18 protein-coding genes are annotated in these 17,394 nt (G+C 41.9%); 7 read left to right on the top strand and 11 right to left on the bottom strand.

The window, feature by feature from the left end:
• Nucleotides 1–112: 112 nt before the first annotated feature.
• A complete protein-coding gene (locus tag H9Y05_RS00210; protein WP_163492566.1) occupies nt 113–862 on the bottom strand; it encodes a tyrosine-protein phosphatase in 750 nt (249 codons plus the stop codon).
• A 1-nt stretch (nt 863) separates the two neighbouring features.
• Nucleotides 864–1,919 (bottom strand): dTDP-glucose 4,6-dehydratase, encoded by a 1,056-nt coding sequence (gene rfbB, locus H9Y05_RS00205; RefSeq protein WP_163492565.1) that lies wholly within the window; start codon nt 1,917–1,919, stop codon nt 864–866.
• Between the two features lie 144 nt (nt 1,920–2,063).
• Between rfbB and H9Y05_RS00200 the strand changes: the two genes are divergently transcribed.
• From H9Y05_RS00200 to H9Y05_RS00190, 3 genes are all read left to right on the top strand, one after another.
• The gene (locus tag H9Y05_RS00200) at nt 2,064–2,381 is read left to right on the top strand and encodes a DUF3467 domain-containing protein (RefSeq protein WP_163492564.1); all 318 of its coding nucleotides are present in this window, start codon (nt 2,064–2,066) and stop codon (nt 2,379–2,381) included.
• Nucleotides 2,382–2,486: 105 nt separating this feature from the next.
• Nucleotides 2,487–3,947 carry a GWxTD domain-containing protein gene (locus H9Y05_RS00195; RefSeq protein WP_216713173.1) on the top strand — a complete coding sequence of 487 codons (1,461 nt, stop codon included), beginning with the start codon at nt 2,487–2,489 and terminating at the stop codon, nt 3,945–3,947.
• Nucleotides 3,948–3,973: 26 nt separating this feature from the next.
• Complete coding sequence (locus H9Y05_RS00190; protein WP_163492562.1) at nt 3,974–5,011, top strand: glycosyltransferase family 2 protein; 1,038 nt, start codon at nt 3,974–3,976, stop codon at nt 5,009–5,011.
• Nucleotides 5,012–5,016: 5 nt separating this feature from the next.
• On the opposite strand, the gene H9Y05_RS00185 is transcribed toward H9Y05_RS00190, so the two are convergent.
• From H9Y05_RS00185 to wecB, 3 genes are read right to left on the bottom strand one after another with little or no spacing between them, the layout of a single operon-like run.
• Nucleotides 5,017–5,424, bottom strand: coding sequence for a DUF423 domain-containing protein (locus H9Y05_RS00185; RefSeq protein ID WP_216713172.1), 408 nt, complete (start codon nt 5,422–5,424; stop codon nt 5,017–5,019).
• 17 nt (nt 5,425–5,441) lie between these two features.
• A complete protein-coding gene (locus H9Y05_RS00180; RefSeq protein ID WP_216713171.1) occupies nt 5,442–6,725 on the bottom strand; it encodes a polysaccharide deacetylase family protein in 1,284 nt (427 codons plus the stop codon).
• On the bottom strand, nt 6,725–7,870 hold the full coding sequence (gene wecB / locus H9Y05_RS00175; RefSeq protein ID WP_216713170.1) for a non-hydrolyzing UDP-N-acetylglucosamine 2-epimerase: 1,146 nt from the start codon (nt 7,868–7,870) through the stop codon (nt 6,725–6,727). The genes H9Y05_RS00180 and wecB overlap by 1 nt, the downstream gene beginning before the upstream one ends.
• Nucleotides 7,871–7,989: 119 nt before the next feature.
• Here wecB and H9Y05_RS00170 point away from each other — a divergent pair, with 119 nt between their 5' ends.
• The 3 genes from H9Y05_RS00170 to H9Y05_RS00160 all read left to right on the top strand — a co-directional run bounded on the left by H9Y05_RS00170 (nt 7,990) and on the right by H9Y05_RS00160 (nt 10,455).
• Nucleotides 7,990–8,967: a sulfatase-like hydrolase/transferase gene (locus tag H9Y05_RS00170; protein ID WP_216713169.1), complete on the top strand. Its 978-nt coding sequence runs from the start codon at nt 7,990–7,992 to the stop codon at nt 8,965–8,967.
• Nucleotides 8,968–9,004: 37 nt separating this feature from the next.
• Entirely contained in the window at nt 9,005–9,673 is a 669-nt protein-coding gene (locus H9Y05_RS00165) for a hypothetical protein (protein WP_163492557.1), read from the top strand.
• 107 nt (nt 9,674–9,780) lie between these two features.
• Nucleotides 9,781–10,455: a hypothetical protein gene (locus H9Y05_RS00160; protein WP_216713168.1), complete on the top strand. Its 675-nt coding sequence runs from the start codon at nt 9,781–9,783 to the stop codon at nt 10,453–10,455.
• A gap of 93 nt (nt 10,456–10,548) precedes the next feature.
• Here H9Y05_RS00160 and recG read toward each other — a convergent pair whose 3' ends face one another.
• The 4 genes from recG to H9Y05_RS00140 are packed head-to-tail and all read right to left on the bottom strand — an operon-like array spanning nt 10,549 to nt 14,657.
• Entirely contained in the window at nt 10,549–12,639 is a 2,091-nt protein-coding gene (recG, locus tag H9Y05_RS00155; RefSeq protein WP_216713167.1) for an ATP-dependent DNA helicase RecG, read from the bottom strand.
• Between the two features lie 56 nt (nt 12,640–12,695).
• On the bottom strand, nt 12,696–13,895 hold the full coding sequence (gene hflX, locus H9Y05_RS00150; protein WP_216713166.1) for a GTPase HflX: 1,200 nt from the start codon (nt 13,893–13,895) through the stop codon (nt 12,696–12,698).
• Nucleotides 13,888–14,226, bottom strand: coding sequence for a c-type cytochrome (locus H9Y05_RS00145; protein ID WP_163492553.1), 339 nt, complete (start codon nt 14,224–14,226; stop codon nt 13,888–13,890). Before H9Y05_RS00145 ends, hflX begins: the two co-directional genes overlap by 8 nt.
• Complete coding sequence (locus H9Y05_RS00140) at nt 14,217–14,657, bottom strand: cytochrome B (RefSeq protein ID WP_163492552.1); 441 nt, start codon at nt 14,655–14,657, stop codon at nt 14,217–14,219. Before H9Y05_RS00140 ends, H9Y05_RS00145 begins: the two co-directional genes overlap by 10 nt.
• 205 nt (nt 14,658–14,862) lie before the next feature.
• Here H9Y05_RS00140 and ubiE point away from each other — a divergent pair, with 205 nt between their 5' ends.
• The gene (ubiE, locus tag H9Y05_RS00135; protein WP_216713165.1) at nt 14,863–15,591 is read left to right on the top strand and encodes a bifunctional demethylmenaquinone methyltransferase/2-methoxy-6-polyprenyl-1,4-benzoquinol methylase UbiE; all 729 of its coding nucleotides are present in this window, start codon (nt 14,863–14,865) and stop codon (nt 15,589–15,591) included.
• A 2-nt stretch (nt 15,592–15,593) separates the two neighbouring features.
• Here the strand turns inward: ubiE and H9Y05_RS00130 are convergent, their stop codons facing one another.
• Both H9Y05_RS00130 and H9Y05_RS00125 read right to left on the bottom strand, forming a co-directional pair.
• Nucleotides 15,594–16,052, bottom strand: coding sequence for a hypothetical protein (locus H9Y05_RS00130; protein WP_216713164.1), 459 nt, complete (start codon nt 16,050–16,052; stop codon nt 15,594–15,596).
• Nucleotides 16,053–16,108: 56 nt separating this feature from the next.
• Entirely contained in the window at nt 16,109–17,380 is a 1,272-nt protein-coding gene (locus tag H9Y05_RS00125) for an aminotransferase class I/II-fold pyridoxal phosphate-dependent enzyme (protein WP_163492549.1), read from the bottom strand.
• Nucleotides 17,381–17,394 lie beyond the last annotated feature (14 nt).

The raw sequence follows: 17,394 nt of genomic DNA, 5'->3' as shown, positions 1-17,394 counted from the left end.
AAAATGCAAAGGTATAACGAAAAAATTACAAATCGTTGCATTTCTGTACAAAACAATTACGGGAAAGCAGGAAAACGATCGGGGTGTTCAGACGGTTTCGGTTGATGTTGTATTACTCGCAAAGTGTATGATTCAACAACTGATTCGTCGTGATTGCTTTGTGCAGGTAGGGGAGTCCGGCGTTTGCTTCCATCAATAAAAGGTGTTGAATGCGGTGGCAATCGCTTGCGATGAAATCGAGTAGCTGACGGTCGATTAGCTTCTCACCTTGCTTTTTAATGTCCGGCCCGTAATGTCCTGTCAGGGAATTGATGTTCAACTGTATCTTTGCTCCCAGTTCTTTCATTGTTTTTGCAATTTCAACGGAACCGTGCCAATAAACATAGCGTTCAAAATGAGCGATAATCGGAACGTAACCGGCTGTCTGAACCCCAAAAATAAATTCCCTCCAGTTATCAGGTTCCGACATGAACGGAAACTCCATTAATACATATTTGTTGCCAATGGATAGCAGTTCTCCTGTTTTGATCAATGCTGCGAAGTATTCATCGCAATAGTACTCAGCGGCTGCTTCCACCCGAATGTCCAGTCCCAGCTGATGAGCGGTTTGCTGCACTTCTTTTAATCCTCCCAGGATGATCTCGGGTGTATTTTTATAACAGTCACTGTATACATGGGGAGTTGTAATTACTTTTTTATATCCCAGTGATTCAAACTTTGCAAGCATTGCAATGGTGGCATCCATTGACGGGGATCCATCGTCGATTCCCGGAATCAGGTGGCTGTGCATATCTGCTCCCAACCGACTGAAATCAATCGGGACTGATTTCTTTTTTTGTTTGAAAAGATCAAATAATCCCATTTTATGCTTCGTACATGTTTTTATAATACTGTTGGTATTCCCCGGAAGTTACCTCCTGTACCCAGTCCTGATTTTCCAGGTACCAGTCTACGGTTTTTTCCAATCCTTCTTCAAAAGTGATGGAAGGTTTCCAGCCCAGCTCTGTCTCCAGTTTTGTTGCATCAATGGCGTACCGTAAATCATGTCCGGCACGGTCTTTTACGTAGGTAATCAATTGTTCTGATTCCCCTTCGCTACGGTTTAACTTTTTATCCATCAATTGGCACAGGAATTTTACCAGGTCAATATTCTTCCATTCATTCAGCCCGCCGATGTTATACGAGTGACCAATTGCTCCTGTATGAAAAATAAGATCGATGGCTTTTGCGTGATCTTCTACCCAAAGCCAATCCCGTATGTTCTCTCCTTTTCCATACACCGGCAACGGTTTTTTGTGGATGATGTTGTTGATCATCAACGGAATCAGTTTTTCAGGAAAATGATGACTTCCGTAGTTGTTGGAACAATTCGACAGTTTGACGGGCAGCCCGTAGGTATGATAAAACGCATTGACAAAATGGTCTGATGCCGCTTTAGAAGCAGAGTAGGGACTTCGCGGGTCGTATGCCGTTGTTTCCGAGAACAGTCCTTCTGCTCCCAGCGAACCATATACTTCGTCGGTAGATACGTGGTGAAATACATGCCCCGGATCCGTATTCCAGTTCTCTTTTGCAACTTGTAGCAGGTTGACAGTTCCTTCCACGTTTGTCAGCACAAAATCCATCGGACCTTCTATGGATCGGTCAACATGGGATTCCGCTGCAAGGTGGATGACATCTGAAACCTGGTATTCCCGGAATACTTTCTGAACGTCCGGGCGGGAAACGATGTCTCCCTTCACGAAAACATAGTTTGTGGCCTGTTCTATATCCTTGAGATTGCTTAAGTTGCCGGCATAAGTCAGCTTGTCAAAATTGATGATTCTGTAAGCAGGGTATTTGTTTACCAATAAACGTACGACGTGAGAGCCGATAAATCCTGCTCCGCCGGTTACCAATATGTTTTTTTCGTATGTCATTCCGTTGCGTTGTCTGTCTGGACTTTTTATCAAGTGCTAAAGTACGATTTTCCAAACACAATATTGCCATATCACGCGGAATTTCCATCCAAAAGCACTACCTTAGCATTTTATTTGAAAATACGTTTTATAAGCACAATAACTATGGAAAATAATCACAACGATAACCAGATTAATATCGAGTTGACAGAAGATGTAGCATCCGGTATTTATTCAAATCTTGCAATCATTACACATTCCCCGGGGGAATTTGTCAGCGATTTTATTCAGCTCATGCCGGGTGTTCCGAAAGGAAAGGTGAAGTCCCGTATCATTATGACTCCCCAGAATGCAAAACGTTTCATGAAGGCACTGGCTGAAAATATTCAAAAATATGAACAGACGTTTGGAGTTATTCAGGAAGTGGAACAACACAACGGTGTTGCACGTATGAACTTCGGGACTCCTACAACGGAGGCATAATGTTGCCGTTTAATCAAGGAAAGGATAGCTTTGCTAAATAGCAGACCTCCGGGGAAAGGGAGATTCTGTTTTTTTGTATCTTTATTATTTGGTAAATTATTAGTTATGAAAAAAAATGGTGTTATACAGCTACTTGTTGTTTTGTTATTTGTTCCGTTCATCAGCTCTGCGCAAACGGGCAAAGGAAAGCGACTGACAGCTTATTTGCAGACCAAGCAGTTTTCAGCCCCTGAAGTCGGAAACTACGTTGAATTACATTTTCAATATGTAGGTTATACAGTGGCATACAAACCACAAGGGAAAGATCTGGCAGGAGAAGTGGCGGTGATGATTGACATCACACAAAACGGGGAAGTGGTGGCTACTGACGCATACCGGTTGAGTACTCCTTTGATGGTAGATGGTATTGTCGATGATTTCTATGACATCAAGCGATTTGCTCTTGCTCCCGGAACATACCAATGCGCCCTCGAATTGTTGGATTTAAATTCACAGAATCCATCCATAAAAACAGCATTTGATTTTATCGTAGATGAATACACCGATGCATTGTCCATCTCCGAAATTTTGATTGCTGAGTCTGCGTCTCCTTCAAACGGAGAAACAATCTTTTCCAAATCAGGATACGATATTTTACCACGGATTTCAACATTTTATCCGACAGAGTTGAATGCATTGCCGATTTACTTCGAAGTATACAATTCCGGGCAACTGGAAGATTCGGTTTTTGCCATTCGTCAACAAGTGATTAATGGTGAAACGGAACAGTTGGTAGGAGAGTATACCCGTACCACAAAACACAAGACAGCAGCTGTTGTACCGGTATTCAAAACGTTGGATTTAACAAATTTGCCAACCGGTAAATACGTGCTCAATATGACGGTTTTGGATGGAAGTGCAAATGAATTGTCTTCTCAACAATATGAATTTGAGCGAAGCAATGACGCCGAACAAGTGGTTAACACGGCTGAATTAATCCTGGATCCCCATTTCCAGGGGTCGATCACAGATGACAGTGTCAGCTATTATTTAGCAAGTCTGGTCCCGATTTCCAGTCCTGCGCAGGCAAAAACGATTTTCAGTACATTGAAACTGAAAGACAAAGAGAAATCCCGCAAACTGATTCAGGGTATCTGGAAACACATCGATCCGATGAATCCGTATGAGGCGTGGATGAAATACAAAGAACAGGTGCAGTTTGTGCAGTCCAACTTTAAAACAAATTTCCAACCCGGATTTGAAACGGACAGGGGACGTGTATACCTGCAATACGGAGCGCCCAGCAGAACGCTTGACCGGGAACTTTCAGCTTCTGAGTATCCGTACGAGATGTGGGAGTATAATAAAATCGGAATCTACAGTAACAAGAAATTCATCTTCTACAATCCGGATCTGGTTAACAATAATTACCGGTTGTTGCATTCAGACATGATCGGAGAGCTTAAAAATCCGCGTTGGCAGGCAGAATTGAACAGCCGCAGTACTAAAAGAGGAAACGTAGATGATCCGAATGAATACAACCCGGACTCATGGGGTAACAATGCGCGACAGTTATTAGGTAATTAATCCGTATAATTGTACAAAATTTTACGGTGAGGGAACTTTCTATTGTTATACTAAATTGGAACGGTTGTAATTATCTCAGGCAGTTTTTACCTTCTGTAACTGCTTTCTCAGGAGATGCGCGCATTATTTTGGCAGACAATGCTTCTACAGATGACTCTGTGTATTTTGTCCGGGAGAATTACCCCGCTGTAGAAATCATTGTTAATACAGAAAACGGAGGATTTGCGAAAGGTTATAACGACGCTCTGAAACACGTAAAGTCAAAGTATTACCTGTTGCTCAATTCGGATATTGAAGTAACTGAAAACTGGCTTTCTCCGTTGTTGGAACGGATGACAGATGATTCAGTGGCCGGTTGCCAACCAAAGGTGCTGAGTTACCACAATAAACATCATTTTGAACATGCCGGAGCGTCAGGTGGATACCTGGACGTGGATTATTTCCCTTTTTGCCGGGGAAGAATTTTTGATAGCATTGAAGCAGATGAGCACCAATATGATGGTGCAACTGAAGTGTTTTGGGCAACGGGAGCCGCGTTGTTAATCCGGTCGGAAGTCTATCACAGATTGGGTGGGTTTGACGAGTCATTCTTTGCACACATGGAGGAAATTGATCTGTGCTGGAGAGCGAAAAAGCTGGGTTATTCCTTTCATGTAGAACCGAAATCAATTGTCTATCACGTAGGAGGAGGAACCCTTTCATATATGTCTCCCCGAAAAACATACCTGAATTTCAGAAATAGTTTATATATGATTGTCAAAAATCATGAAGGGTTGTTGTTTCCTAAATTATTTTCCCGGATGTGCCTGGACGGAATCGCAGGAGTTCGTTTTTTGGTAAAAGGAGAACTTAAAAACCTGTGGGCAGTCTTAACCTCCCATTTCTCCATGTACGCCAACCTCTCAACGCTACTGAAGAAACGAAAAGAAATCCGCAAATCGGTTAACAACTCAAATAAAAACGGTTACTACAAAGGAAGCATCCTGTGGGCGTATTATTTTAAGCGGGTTAGCAAATATGCAGATTTGAATCAACGATTATTTATTACCGATAAAAACGTTTAAAGACATTAGTCTAATGTGTTTTTCGGCTCAGCAGATGAAGCGGCCAGTTTCACTATAAATACCATCCATGCTGCGATCATCAATACACCTCCAAGTGGTGTTACAGGACCTAAAAACGACAGTTTTACCTGCCAGTACTCCTGTAAACTCAAAAAGTAGATAGAAAAGGAGAACAAGAAGGTACCGATCAGTAATAGGCTATGTACGGCTTTTAATGAGAAGTGAAATTTCGCGGTATTGAGCCCCAGAATCAACAGACCGAAAGCGGAATAAAACTGGTATTTGACACCGGTTTCAAAACTTTCTACTTTTTCAGGAGAAACGATTGCTTTCAATCCATGTGCTCCGAATGCTCCCAGGATGATTGCCAATGCCAGTAAAGCGGCGGCTGTGATAACGATTTTTTTATTCATAGGATCTGTTTTTATTGTTATTGATTCAAGTTCAATGTAAATTCAAGTACTTCCTGCCAGCCGTTCCATTTACCATAATTGCCGATGGTCTCATTGTGCCACAGGAAATAAAAATCTCCTCCGAATGGTACAGACTCATTGTATAAGTTCTGAATGGCTTTTTTTGCTTCTGCAACAGACCATTTCTTATATTCCAACAGGGTTCCGTCCATGTAAACAAACGGATGAATTGTTAACTCTGTGGGTTGATTGGTGGAAAGGTCATACCAGTTAAACGGTCGTAATGTACCTGCTCTGAATCCGGGTTCCGATGCATATCCCATGGAATAATCATCTGTAATTCCGGCATGGATGAGTTGTTGATACGTGGAAGGAATATCTATTTTCAGAAAATGTTGCCGCGAATGCTTTATTGGTTGATTCAGGATTTTCCTCAAACGGTTTACTTCCTCGTTCAGTTGATCGGGAGTCGAATTGGATGCGTAACTCGGATGTATTCCTACCGTACATTTTTCTGCCATTTTACGTATCAGATGCTGGTGTTCCGGGTTTGAATGTGGGATATTTCTGTCATACTGCTTGTAATTTCCCAATAGCCAAAACAGGTTGACCGGGTGATCTTCTGCGATTTCCAGGATATAATCAAAGGTATCGTACGGATCTTTCATGTCAGCTGCATGTACAGCCTTTCGTTCGGCTCTTCTTACTTTATTGGCAGTCAGGATGTCTTTCGAAACAGCGAGGATGTGCCGATAGCCGTCTTTTAAGCGGTATGCGTACGTATTGTCAATATCGAAAGTAGGTCGGATGATTAATTCCCGGGGGGTATAGGTGTGCTGAATCACTTTCGCATCAATCAGGTGCTGAATAATGGCACGTGCCCACCGGTCGCATACTGGTTTATCCAATAAATGAAATTGAAATAAAACGCTCTTTTTCGCATAAAAGCGATTGTGTTCATCTTTTGCCGCTGCCGTTGAATATTCTTCCATTCGCGACAATACGAAGAAGATTGCTGCAAACGGATCAACGATTTTGTCAATAGACAGACACGGTTCACCCGCATAGTCTCCTAATTGGACGATATGCTGTTTAATTGACTCTTCAAACAGTAAAGACGAAGGAATCTGTTGTTCTACTCCTTCAAACGGATACGCAGAATAGTTAAATTTCGCACCCGTAAATTCGGAGAAAAACTTGCTGTCATTGGTCAACCGGTAAGGAATTTCGTTTTGCCTGAAAACAAAATCAAACGTGTAAATACACCTGTCCGATAATTGATCAATGTAGATGAGCAGCATTATAAATCAGTTATTATTTTTTCACAAATGAAAGGGGCGGCATTACCATCACCGTACAATTCCGGGAACGAAAAATCAGTTTTTTGAGTCAATGAATGAAATGCATCCACAATTTTTCCGGTATCCGCATCCGCCAGGATTGCATTCCCGTTTTCTACGATTTCAATCCATTCGGTTTGAGGACGAAGAATAATACATGGCCGTTTAAAGAAATAGGCTTCTTTTTGCAAACCTCCACTGTCTGTAATCACAACAGATGCGTTTTTTTCCAGTGCGATAACGTCCAGGAATCCGACGGGTTCAATCAGGATGATCGCCGGGTTGTTCATGAATGCACGATAAACTTCCTCTTCGTTGTTCGTATTGAGTTTTGTTTTTGTCCGGGGATGCAGGGGCAAGATGATTTTTTGCCCGGATTGTTTTTGAATTTCCAGCAAAGCTTTGAAAATCGACATCAGGTTCTCCGGGCGATCCGTATTGGAATCCCGGTGAATGGTACACAGAATGAATTGTTCTTTTGTTAACGCATACCGGCTTAGAATCGTTGACCGTTCATCAGAAACAGCGGAAAAATAAAGACTGTTGTCATACATGATATCTCCGCATTGATACACCGCAGGAGCATCAAGAGAAACGGGACCATGCGATTCGAGGCAAAAACCTTCCTCTTTCAGGTTGGTTAATCCCGCAGTTGTTGGAGTGAATAACAAGGTACTCATGTGATCGGAAGTGATTCGGTTGATTTCTTCCGGCATGGATTTGTTAAAACTTCTCAGTCCGGCCTCAACATGGATAACAGGGATGTGAAGTTTCACAGCGGCCAATGCCCCGGCGAGTGTCGAATTGGTGTCTCCGTAAACCAATACGGCGTGTGGTTGTTCCTGTTCAAAAATACCTTCCAGTCCCTCCAGCATTTTTGCAGTCTGAACACCGTGTGTCCCGCTGCCGGTATTCAGATTATAAGCCGGTTTCGGAATTTGCAATTCGTCAAAAAACAATTCAGACATGTTGGAGTCGTAATGTTGACCTGTATGAACAATGACTTCTTTCAACTGGTGTTGAAACTGATGTTGAATCGCTCTGCTGATCGCAGATGCTTTAATGATTTGCGGGCGTGCCCCGATGACTGTGACTATTTTTTTCACGTGTTGAAATCTTCCGTTTTTCAAGGGTAAAGTTAACGATAAGATAGTTCGCTCCGGTGATTAAGTTAAACAACTTATAAAAAATAGCTTCCATGATAAAAAAGATTAATTTTACACACATGAAAAATTATTATTGGAAAATTGTCATCATCCTTATTCTTCCGTTGTTAGTTTCTTGGGAAACAGGTGGTTTTGTCCGGAATGAGACCGATGAGCTTCCTCCCGTTGAGTACAAAGCAAAACACCATATTATTCTCGTGATAGACGGACCAAGATGGTCTGAAACATGGGGGGACAGCACTCATCATTTGATTCCCAATCAGGCATCCGTATTAAAACAGGAGGGAACGTTTTTTACCAACTTCAGAAACAATGGCGTTACCCTGACAAATGCAGGACATACAGCGTTGTGTACGGGAGTTTACCAACGGATTTCCAACCTGGGGAAACAATTGCCCAAACATCCGAATATTTTTCAGTACTACCTCAAGCAATACAAGCAGGACAAACGAAAAGCATGGATTCTGACCAGTAAGGGAAAGCTGGAAATGCTGGCGAACACGAAGAACAGAGAGTGGTGGAACACCTATATGCCCTCCACATATTGCGGCATTAAAGGTTCAGGAATGGGGTACCCGAATGACCGGGATATGTTTCCCACTTTTAAAGCATTGATTCTGGAACATAAGCCAACGCTTACAATTATCAACCTGCTTGATATTGATGCATGGGCACACCAGGGAAACTGGGAGCGATACATTGCCGGAATAAAAGAACTGGACGGATTTGCACTTGACTTATGGAAAACGGTGCAGAACGATCCGGTTATGAAAGACAAGACGGCCATTTATATCACAAATGACCACGGACGGCACCTGGATGGGAAAAAAAACGGGTTTGAAAGCCATGGATGCAGGTGTGACGGATGTACACATATCAGTTTACTGGCCCTGGGGCCTGATTTTGAAAAAGGAAAGGAAGTACATTCAGAATATGGGTTGATCGATATTCCAGCAACCATTGCACACATGCTGAAAATTGATATGCCAACTGCAAAAGGGAAGCCAATCAATGAGTTAATTTCAGCAAGAAAATAATGTATTTATCAGCGAATTGTTTTATTTTCGTATCAGCATGCACAGATCACTTTTTCTTTTCACCTGTCTGACTTTGCTCTTTTCCTGTAAAAAAGAAACGAGCACGATCAATCTTCACTACGATTATTTCGGGATGGAGAAGGGACGCTATGTGATCTATGATGCAAAGGAAATTACACATTTGTCCAATCAAAGTAAAGATACCGTTCATTACCAGTTAAAAACGGTAATCGGGGATACGGTTCACGATAATTCGGGCAGAGTCGGGTATAAATACCGGCGCTATAAACGTGCGACTCCTGCCGATGAGTGGAACCTGGCAGATGTTTGGTTTATCATTATTGCCGACCACAGAGGAGAATTGGTGGAAGAAAATGAACGCATTGTAAAATTGGTATTCGCACCGACCGCTGACAAAGAATGGGACGGAAACGCATACAATACCAATGGTGAACTGATCTATGGTTACGAAAACCTTCACGTGCCGATGACGATCAATAACATACAGCTCGATTCAACAATTAAAGTGGTTCAGGAAGATGTCTTTAACCTGATCCAATGGCGAAAAAAGCATGAAATATATGCCAAGAACATCGGATTGGTCAGGAAACACTACCAACACCTGAATATTTCCAATTTTGATGTGACGAACGTCAGTACAGGAAAAGAATTTTTTCTGGAAATGAACCAATACGGGTACGAATAATTTCGTATTAAAATCGTTAAAAAGTTTAAAAATTATACAGAGAGTAAATTTTCGTGTATATTTGCCTCAAAATATTAGTAACTAATTAATTGAAAATTACGAACAAAATGAAAAAATTATTCTTTTTTGTTGCTGTGGCAACTTTGACTGCAGGTACAATGGTTTCTTGTGGTAAATCGTCAAAAGGTAAAATGGATGCTGACTGGACGATCGATTCTATGACGGATAAGTCTACTTCTACATCAGGAAGCGGTGTTACAACAACTGAAACGACTGAGTATGCTAACGGTACAAAAACAACAACGTATGTTTCAGGAGGAAACACAACAAAAGAAACAGCTACAGTGAACGATGCTAAATGGAGCATTAAAAAAGACGGAACATGGGAACGAACAATTTCTTACACGGAGGTTGATACAACAACTATTGGTGGAACAAACCTGATCGTTACAACAAATACAACAACAATAGATAAAGGAAACTGGGATTTCTTGACAGGAGTTGGTGAGTTCAAGAAAAATGAGCGTGTATCATTTAGTACGTTGAATTCTGAGACAACTGTAAAAACAACTCAAAACATCAACAGTACAACATCAACTGACAAGTATACAAACACATACCTGGAAGGAGAAAACACGGAAACATACGTGATCAGCGAGTCTAAGAAGAAATCATTGAGCCTGACATACACAGGAGCATCTTCTTCTACAAATGCGAGCGGGAACAATTCAACAACAACGAAAGAAACATTGGATAGATCATTCACTTTGTCTTCTAACTAATAGTTGATTTAGACATACTGAAAACCCCGGTGGAAATTTCCGCCGGGGTTTTTTATTTTACCTCTATGAGAATGCTTGTTTTACAGTATTTGTTCAGGCAATTTTCCCCCAATTGGGTTTTTTCTTCAAAATAGTTGTCAGAATCGTCCGGACAACCGCATGTTCGGGAAGCTCCAGGTTGGGGTCTTTCTCCAGGATGGACCGCGCTTCCTCCCGTGCCCTGACCACAATCTGTGCGTCTTTTGCCAGGTCAGCGATTTTTAGGTTCAATGCGCCGCTCTGTTGCGTTCCGAGCAAATCTCCGGGACCTCGTAATTGGAGATCAACCTCTGCAATTTCAAATCCGTCATTGGTACGAACCATCGTCTCCAACCGTTTTTTTGTTTCTTTGGATAGTTTATTCCCGGTCATTAAAATACAGTACGATTGCTCTGCTCCCCGTCCAACGCGGCCTCGTAATTGGTGCAACTGAGATAATCCGAACCGCTCCGCGCTTTCAATGATCATTACGGAAGCATTCGGGACATTCACGCCAACTTCAATAACCGTTGTGGCCACCATGATCTGGGTTTCTCCTTTTACAAAGCGTTGCATTTCAAACTCCTTTTCTTCCGGTTTCAGTTTTCCGTGTACCATACTAACACGGTAAGCCGGAAGCGGGAAAGCCCGTGAGATTGCTTCATATCCATCCATCAGGTTGTTAAAATCCAGAGTTTCCGATTCATTAATCAAAGGATAGACAATGTAAACCTGCCGCCCTTTGTTGATTTCCTCTTTCAGAAACCCGAATACCTGCAAACGACTGTTTTCCATCCGATGTACAGTCGTAATCGGCTTTCTTCCCGGTGGTAGTTCGTCAATCACGGAAACGTCCAGATCTCCGTAGAATGTCATCGCCAGTGTACGTGGAATCGGGGTTGCCGTCATGATCAGAACATGTGGCGGGGTCGTATTTTTTCGACGCATTTTTGCCCGTTGAGCCACACCAAACCGATGTTGTTCATCAATAATAACAATGCCGAGGTTCTGAAATTGAACGGTATTTTCTAACAGTGCATGTGTTCCGATCAGCAAGTGAATTTCTCCCGACAGTAATTCTTCATGTAAAATTCTGCGTTCTTTTGTTTTACTGGAACCTGTCAGCAATGCTGTTTTAACAGGAAAATCTTTCAATAATTCGCGGATGGTTTCGAAATGCTGCGTTGCCAGTATCTCCGTTGGAGCAATCAATGCCGCCTGGAACCCGTTGCCGATTCCCATCAATGCCGTCAGCAATGCTACAAGGGTTTTTCCGGCACCAACATCTCCCTGTAATAAACGATTCATGTGATGTCCGTTCAGAAAATCTTTCCGGATTTCTTTCAGAACGCGTTTTTGTGCCCCTGTCAGATCGAATGGTAAGCCCCTGTTATAAAAATCGGTGAACAGATTTCCGACATCGGGAAAGATAAAGCCTTTTGTTTTTTGGACACTGAGTTGTTTCCTGACCAGCAATTCCATTTGGAGGTAAAACAGTTCTTCAAATTTTAACCTTCCCCGGGCTTTGATTGCCTGTTCCTCTCCTGCTGGCTGATGAATCTGTATCAACGCTGTTCTCCGGTCCATCAGGCGGAGGTGATTCAGTAATTGCGCAGGAAGTGTTTCCGGAAGTATTGGTAACTGTTCAATCAATGAGTTGAGTAACTTTTCAATTCCTTTGGAATGCAATCCTTTATCGGTCAGTTTTTCGGTTGTAGAATATACCGGTTGCAGCCCGACTTCCTGTTTTACTTTTGAAAATTCGGTTACTTCCGGATGGGGAATATTCCAGCTCTTCCCAAACAGCTTTGGTTTACCGTAAACTTGCAGTTCAACACCTTTTTTGAGGGCGGGTAAAATCCATTTGATTCCCTGGAACCAGATCAGTTCGATCATGCCTGTATGGTCTTCAAACTTAGCGGTTAGTTTTCTTCTTTTCCCAACCCCTGATTCCTTAACTTCAATAATGTATCCGCGCAGTTGTACGGCAGTGTCTACTTGTGGTAATTCAGCAACGGTATGATACTGAGAACGGTCAATGTAGCGAAACGGGAAGTGATTCAGCAGATCTTCATAGGTGTGGATGTCCAATTCGCTTTTGAGAAGTTCAGCGCGCTGCGGGCCGACTCCTTTCAAAAATTCGATGGATGTCTGAAGAAAATTCACACGATAAATTTAGAAAAGATTTTGCACAGCAGGTTACCTACTCCTGTCAATATGCTTTAATACAAGAAATCATTGTACGGATAACGTTCCTGGAAAATACGCTTCACTTCTTCGTAAAGCATGGTTTTCAGCTCTTCTATATTGGTCTTTTCGTGGGCAGAGATAAATACGCACATATTGCGATTGACTTTCGCCATCCACGTTTTTTTCAGCTCTTCGAGTGAATAATTCTGCGCTGTTCGGGGAGAAAGATCGTCTTCATCCTTCGGCTGATATACAAACTGATCAATTTTGTTGAATACAACAATGGTTGGTTTTTCCGTTTTGTCAATCTCATTCAGTGTTTCATTAACCACATTGTAGTGGTCCTCGAAATTCGGATGCGCCAGATCGAGCACATGTACCAGGATATCGGCTTCACGTACTTCGTCTAATGTCGATTTGAAGGATTCTACCAGTTGATGAGGTAATTTCCGGATAAATCCGACTGTGTCTGTCAGCAAAAACGGAAGGTTGTCGATCACTACTTTTCGAACGGTGGTATCGAGTGTTGCAAATAATTTATTTTCTGCAAATACCTCGGATTTGGACAACAGGTTCATCAACGTACTTTTTCCTACATTGGTATAGCCAACCAATGCTACCCGCACCAATTGTCCCCGGTTTCCCCGCTGGATGGCCATTTGTTTATCTATTTCAGACAAGCGGCTTTTGAGCAGGGAAATTTTTTGCTGGATAATCCGTCTGTCTGTCTCAATCTGAGTTTCTCCCGGTCCGCGCATTCCGATTCCTCCTTTTTGTCGTTCCAAGTGAGTCCACATACGGGTCAAACGGGGGAGCAAGTATTGCAGTTGAGCCAGTTCAACTTGTGTTTTTGCATGCGAGGTCCGTGCCCGTGACGCAAAAATATCCAGAATCAGGTTGTTTCTGTCCAGTACTTTTACTTCCAGTGTACGTTCAATATTGCGCAGCTGAGAAGGGCTTAGTTCATCGTCAAAGATGCACAGATCAATTTCATTTTCTTTAATGTATTGGTGAATTTCTTCCAGCTTTCCCATTCCAACGAAGGTTTTCGGGTTGGGCATCGGCATTTTCTGCAAAAAGCGGTGTTGCGTCAATGCTCCTGCCGTTTCTGCCAGGAATTCTAATTCATCCAGGTATTCGTGGGCGATGTCTTCATTGATATCAGAGGTGATTACACCGACCAATACACAACGTTCCTCTACCGCGTCGACTAAAACGTGTCCGTTACTCATTAATTCGTTTAAATCCCATTATATAGTGTACAACGGCTTCTACTTCCGCATCTCCTCCGAGTATTTCTTTGAAACGCGGCATTCCGTTGCTTGTTCCGACTTCAACAATTTTCTTCAATTCATGAACCTGTAAAGTCGTTTTCGTCAGGTCTTTTGACCCTGCTTTGCCGAGTGTACCGTCAATTCCATGACAGGTAGCACAATTTTCAAGGTACAAAGTTTCTCCATCAGGAAGTGAACCTCGTTCTCCTGATTTGCCGGTTTGCACATCACTTCCGCAGGAAACGAGCGCAAACAAAATAAGTATGAACCAACCGTTTTTTAGAACCATGAACCTCCTAATGCAGCTCTGAACGGCCATGGAATAGCTGCCAGAATTAAAATCAATGCAATTGTATAAAATACAGCAATCGTTTTGTGCTTTTTCCCGGGAGCGGCTTTTTTAGCTTTTGAATGCCCGATTGTCAGTAAAACAAAGGCAATAGTCATCATCAATGCATGTTCCAGGTTGAAAAAACGATACATACCGCCATTTGTGGCAGACTTCATCCATCCATCGATGAACAAGACTTTGTTGGAGAAGAAGTACAAAACCCATCCCAGTAAAAACTGTACATGATAAAATACCATTGCAAATAGGTTGAGTTTGCGATCTCCGTTTGTATACGTCGAAGATTTTAATTTAGAAAGTGCGTTGAAAACCGCTACTACCAACAGTAATAAAACGATCCAACGAAGTCCGGAGTGTGCGTGTACCAACATAAAATAAGTTTTTCACAAAATTAGTTGAAAATATTGACAGAACAAGGATATTCGGATGGGATTTTCCGTTTTCCTTCGATTGTGATAGCACGTAGTAGGTGTTGAGGGGTATGCAGGCTGAATCGATGTATTTTTCAGTAATATTATTTTTCCAAACCGTATATTTTACCGATTTTTGTACCTTAAAATTTCAAACAGTAGCGTTGTGGGTACAGCAGTAAAGCCATATGGCGATGAGGATAAGAGCAAAAAGCAGGAAGTAGCGGAAATGTTCAACAACATTTCTAAAAAATATGATTTTCTCAACCACTTTTTATCCATAGGAATTGACAAAATCTGGCGTAAAAAAGCGGTCGCCCAACTCAAGGATATTCAACCAAAGCGTTTATTGGATCTGGCAACGGGAACAGGTGATTTTGCATTGGCACTTTTAAAGTTGAACCCGACTGAAATTGTCGGAATGGATATTTCGGCAGGAATGCTGGATGTGGGAAGAGAGAAAATGAAACAGAAAGGTGTTTCCGATATCATTTCCATGCAATTGGGAGATTCTGAAAACCTGCCGTTTGAAGATGGCTATTTTGATGGGTTAACGGTTGGATTTGGTGTGCGCAATTACGAGAACCTTGAAAAAGGACTGTCTGAAATGCTTCGCGTACTTCGTCCGGGTGGGAGAGGAGTGATTTTGGAGTTTTCCAAGCCGAAGAAGTTTCCTGTAAAACAATACTATAAATTTCATTCAAAATACATCATCCCGTTTTTCGGAAAGTTATTTTCGAAAGACACACGTGCTTATACCTATCTTCCTGATTCAATTCAGGCATTTCCGGAAGGAAAAGATTTCGAAGCGATTCTTACAAAAGTTGGCTACCGGAATGTACGATCAAAAATAGTGTCGGGAGGTATCGCTACCATTTATATAGGCGACAAGTAAGCTTATAGTTTATCAATAATTTCGTCGTCATTTTTTGTTCTCTTCCTTCTAAGACCAACGAATAGGATGGGTAAAATAATTCCAGTGAGAATAAGTACTGTCCAATAATGATCAAATGGCTGAACCCGTGACTTCATGCCGAACCCTTGTGGCCAGCTGTATATCGTAATAAAGAAACCCGCCAGTAAAAGTGATACAATAGCAATGAACGTAATGCCAATCGTTAATAGGAGCTTCTTTACGGATGTGTTTTTGTCAATCATGAACAAGCTGATTCCTGTAATCAATGGGAAGAACCTGAACAGGTAAGCGTCGATTAACGGAATGTGATAGGTCAATCTGTTTCCTGTGTGTTGCATTGTCCATTCTGTGAAATGCCCGAATACTATAAATTCGGTGAGCCATAACGTAATTGCACTCATTCCAAGAGAAATAAATAAGATAATATACGGATTCCTCATATAGGGACAATAAAAAAGACCGCTCATCTGAACGGCCTTTTAACTTTAATGAGTTCTTATTTTTTCTTGTCAACTTCTACTGTTGCCAATTCTTCGGCTTTGTATTCTCCGCCGTCCAGTTTTGCTTTCAATTTCTTGAATGTTTCGATGGTGTATTCTACATCCTCTAATGTGTGAGACGCTGTAGGGATAATACGTAGCATAATGGTGTCTTTCGGTACAACCGGGTAGATGACAATTGAACAGAAAATATTGTAATTTTCACGCAGGTCAAATGTCAGGTTGGTCGCTTCAGCCAGGTTTCCTTTCATGAAAACCGGTGTGACACATGAGTTGGTTTTTCCGATGTCAAATCCTGCTTTTTTGAATCCTGATTGCAATGCATTCGCGATTTCCCACAATTTATCTTTGTATTCCGGATGCTTTTTCAATAAATCCAATCGTTTACGCGCACCAATTGTATTGACCATCGGCAATGCTTTTGCAAACATTTGTGAGCGCATGTTGTAGCGGAAAAACTCAATAATGCTTTCTTCGGCACAAATGAATCCTCCTACGGAAGCAAATGATTTTGCAAACGTACCGAACAGGATATCTATTTCATCTTGTACTCCTTGTTCTTCAGCAGCACCTTGGCCTGTTTTTCCAAGTGTTCCGAATCCGTGTGCATCATCCACAAAAATACGGAAGTCATATTTCCCGGATTTTCTGAATTCAACGATTTCTTTTAATTTCCCCTGGTCTCCTGCCATTCCGAAAACTCCTTCCGTAATAACAAGAATTCCTCCACCTGTTTTTTCAACCAGAGCAGTTGCGTTTTTCATCTGCTTGTCGAAACTTTCCATGTCGTTGTGCTGGAATACAAAACGTTTTCCGGTATGAAGGCGCATTCCGTCCAGGATACATGCGTGTGATTCACTGTCGTATACAATCACATCATTTCGGTCTGTCAGACAGTCGATCGCGGAAACCATTCCCTGGTAACCGAAATTCAGCAAGATTGCATCTTCTTTTCCCATGAACTCGGCAATTTCATTTTCGAATGCTTCGTGTTCACTTGTCTGACCTGTCATCATGCGGGCCCCCATCGGGTAAGCCATACCATATTGTTCCGCCGCTTTGGCGTCTGTTTCTCTTACTTCCGGGTGGTTTGCCAGCCCAAGGTAATTGTTGAGTGACCACACCAAACATTCTTTACCTCTAAAAATCATTTTCGGACCCAATTCTCCTTCCAGTTTAGGGAACGTAAAATAACCATGTACTCCTTTGGAATACTTTCCGATCGGACCTCTGTTTTCTTTTATTTTTTGAAATATGTCTCGAGCCATATCTATTAATTTAC

It is taken from the genome of Taishania pollutisoli, assembly GCF_014518315.1.
GTDB lineage: Bacteria > Bacteroidota > Bacteroidia > Flavobacteriales_D > Crocinitomicaceae > Taishania > Taishania pollutisoli.
This window is presented reverse-complemented; position numbering and strand designations above follow the sequence as displayed.

Coding starts and splice junctions, on each gene's coding strand:
- H9Y05_RS00210 (WP_163492566.1), bottom strand. CDS start 862: ATGGGATTATTTGATCTTTTCAAACAAAAAAAGAAATCAGTCCCGATT.
- H9Y05_RS00125 (WP_163492549.1), bottom strand. CDS start 17,380: ATGGCTCGAGACATATTTCAAAAAATAAAAGAAAACAGAGGTCCGATC.
- H9Y05_RS00145 (WP_163492553.1), bottom strand. CDS start 14,226: ATGGTTCTAAAAAACGGTTGGTTCATACTTATTTTGTTTGCGCTCGTT.
- H9Y05_RS00160 (WP_216713168.1), top strand. CDS start 9,781: ATGAAAAAATTATTCTTTTTTGTTGCTGTGGCAACTTTGACTGCAGGT.
- H9Y05_RS00195 (WP_216713173.1), top strand. CDS start 2,487: ATGAAAAAAAATGGTGTTATACAGCTACTTGTTGTTTTGTTATTTGTT.
- hflX (WP_216713166.1), bottom strand. CDS start 13,895: ATGAGTAACGGACACGTTTTAGTCGACGCGGTAGAGGAACGTTGTGTA.
- H9Y05_RS00185 (WP_216713172.1), bottom strand. CDS start 5,424: ATGAATAAAAAAATCGTTATCACAGCCGCCGCTTTACTGGCATTGGCA.
- rfbB (WP_163492565.1), bottom strand. CDS start 1,919: ATGACATACGAAAAAAACATATTGGTAACCGGCGGAGCAGGATTTATC.
- H9Y05_RS00165 (WP_163492557.1), top strand. CDS start 9,005: ATGCACAGATCACTTTTTCTTTTCACCTGTCTGACTTTGCTCTTTTCC.
- H9Y05_RS00130 (WP_216713164.1), bottom strand. CDS start 16,052: ATGAGGAATCCGTATATTATCTTATTTATTTCTCTTGGAATGAGTGCA.
- H9Y05_RS00180 (WP_216713171.1), bottom strand. CDS start 6,725: ATGCTGCTCATCTACATTGATCAATTATCGGACAGGTGTATTTACACG.
- H9Y05_RS00140 (WP_163492552.1), bottom strand. CDS start 14,657: ATGTTGGTACACGCACACTCCGGACTTCGTTGGATCGTTTTATTACTG.
- H9Y05_RS00170 (WP_216713169.1), top strand. CDS start 7,990: ATGAAAAATTATTATTGGAAAATTGTCATCATCCTTATTCTTCCGTTG.
- H9Y05_RS00200 (WP_163492564.1), top strand. CDS start 2,064: ATGGAAAATAATCACAACGATAACCAGATTAATATCGAGTTGACAGAA.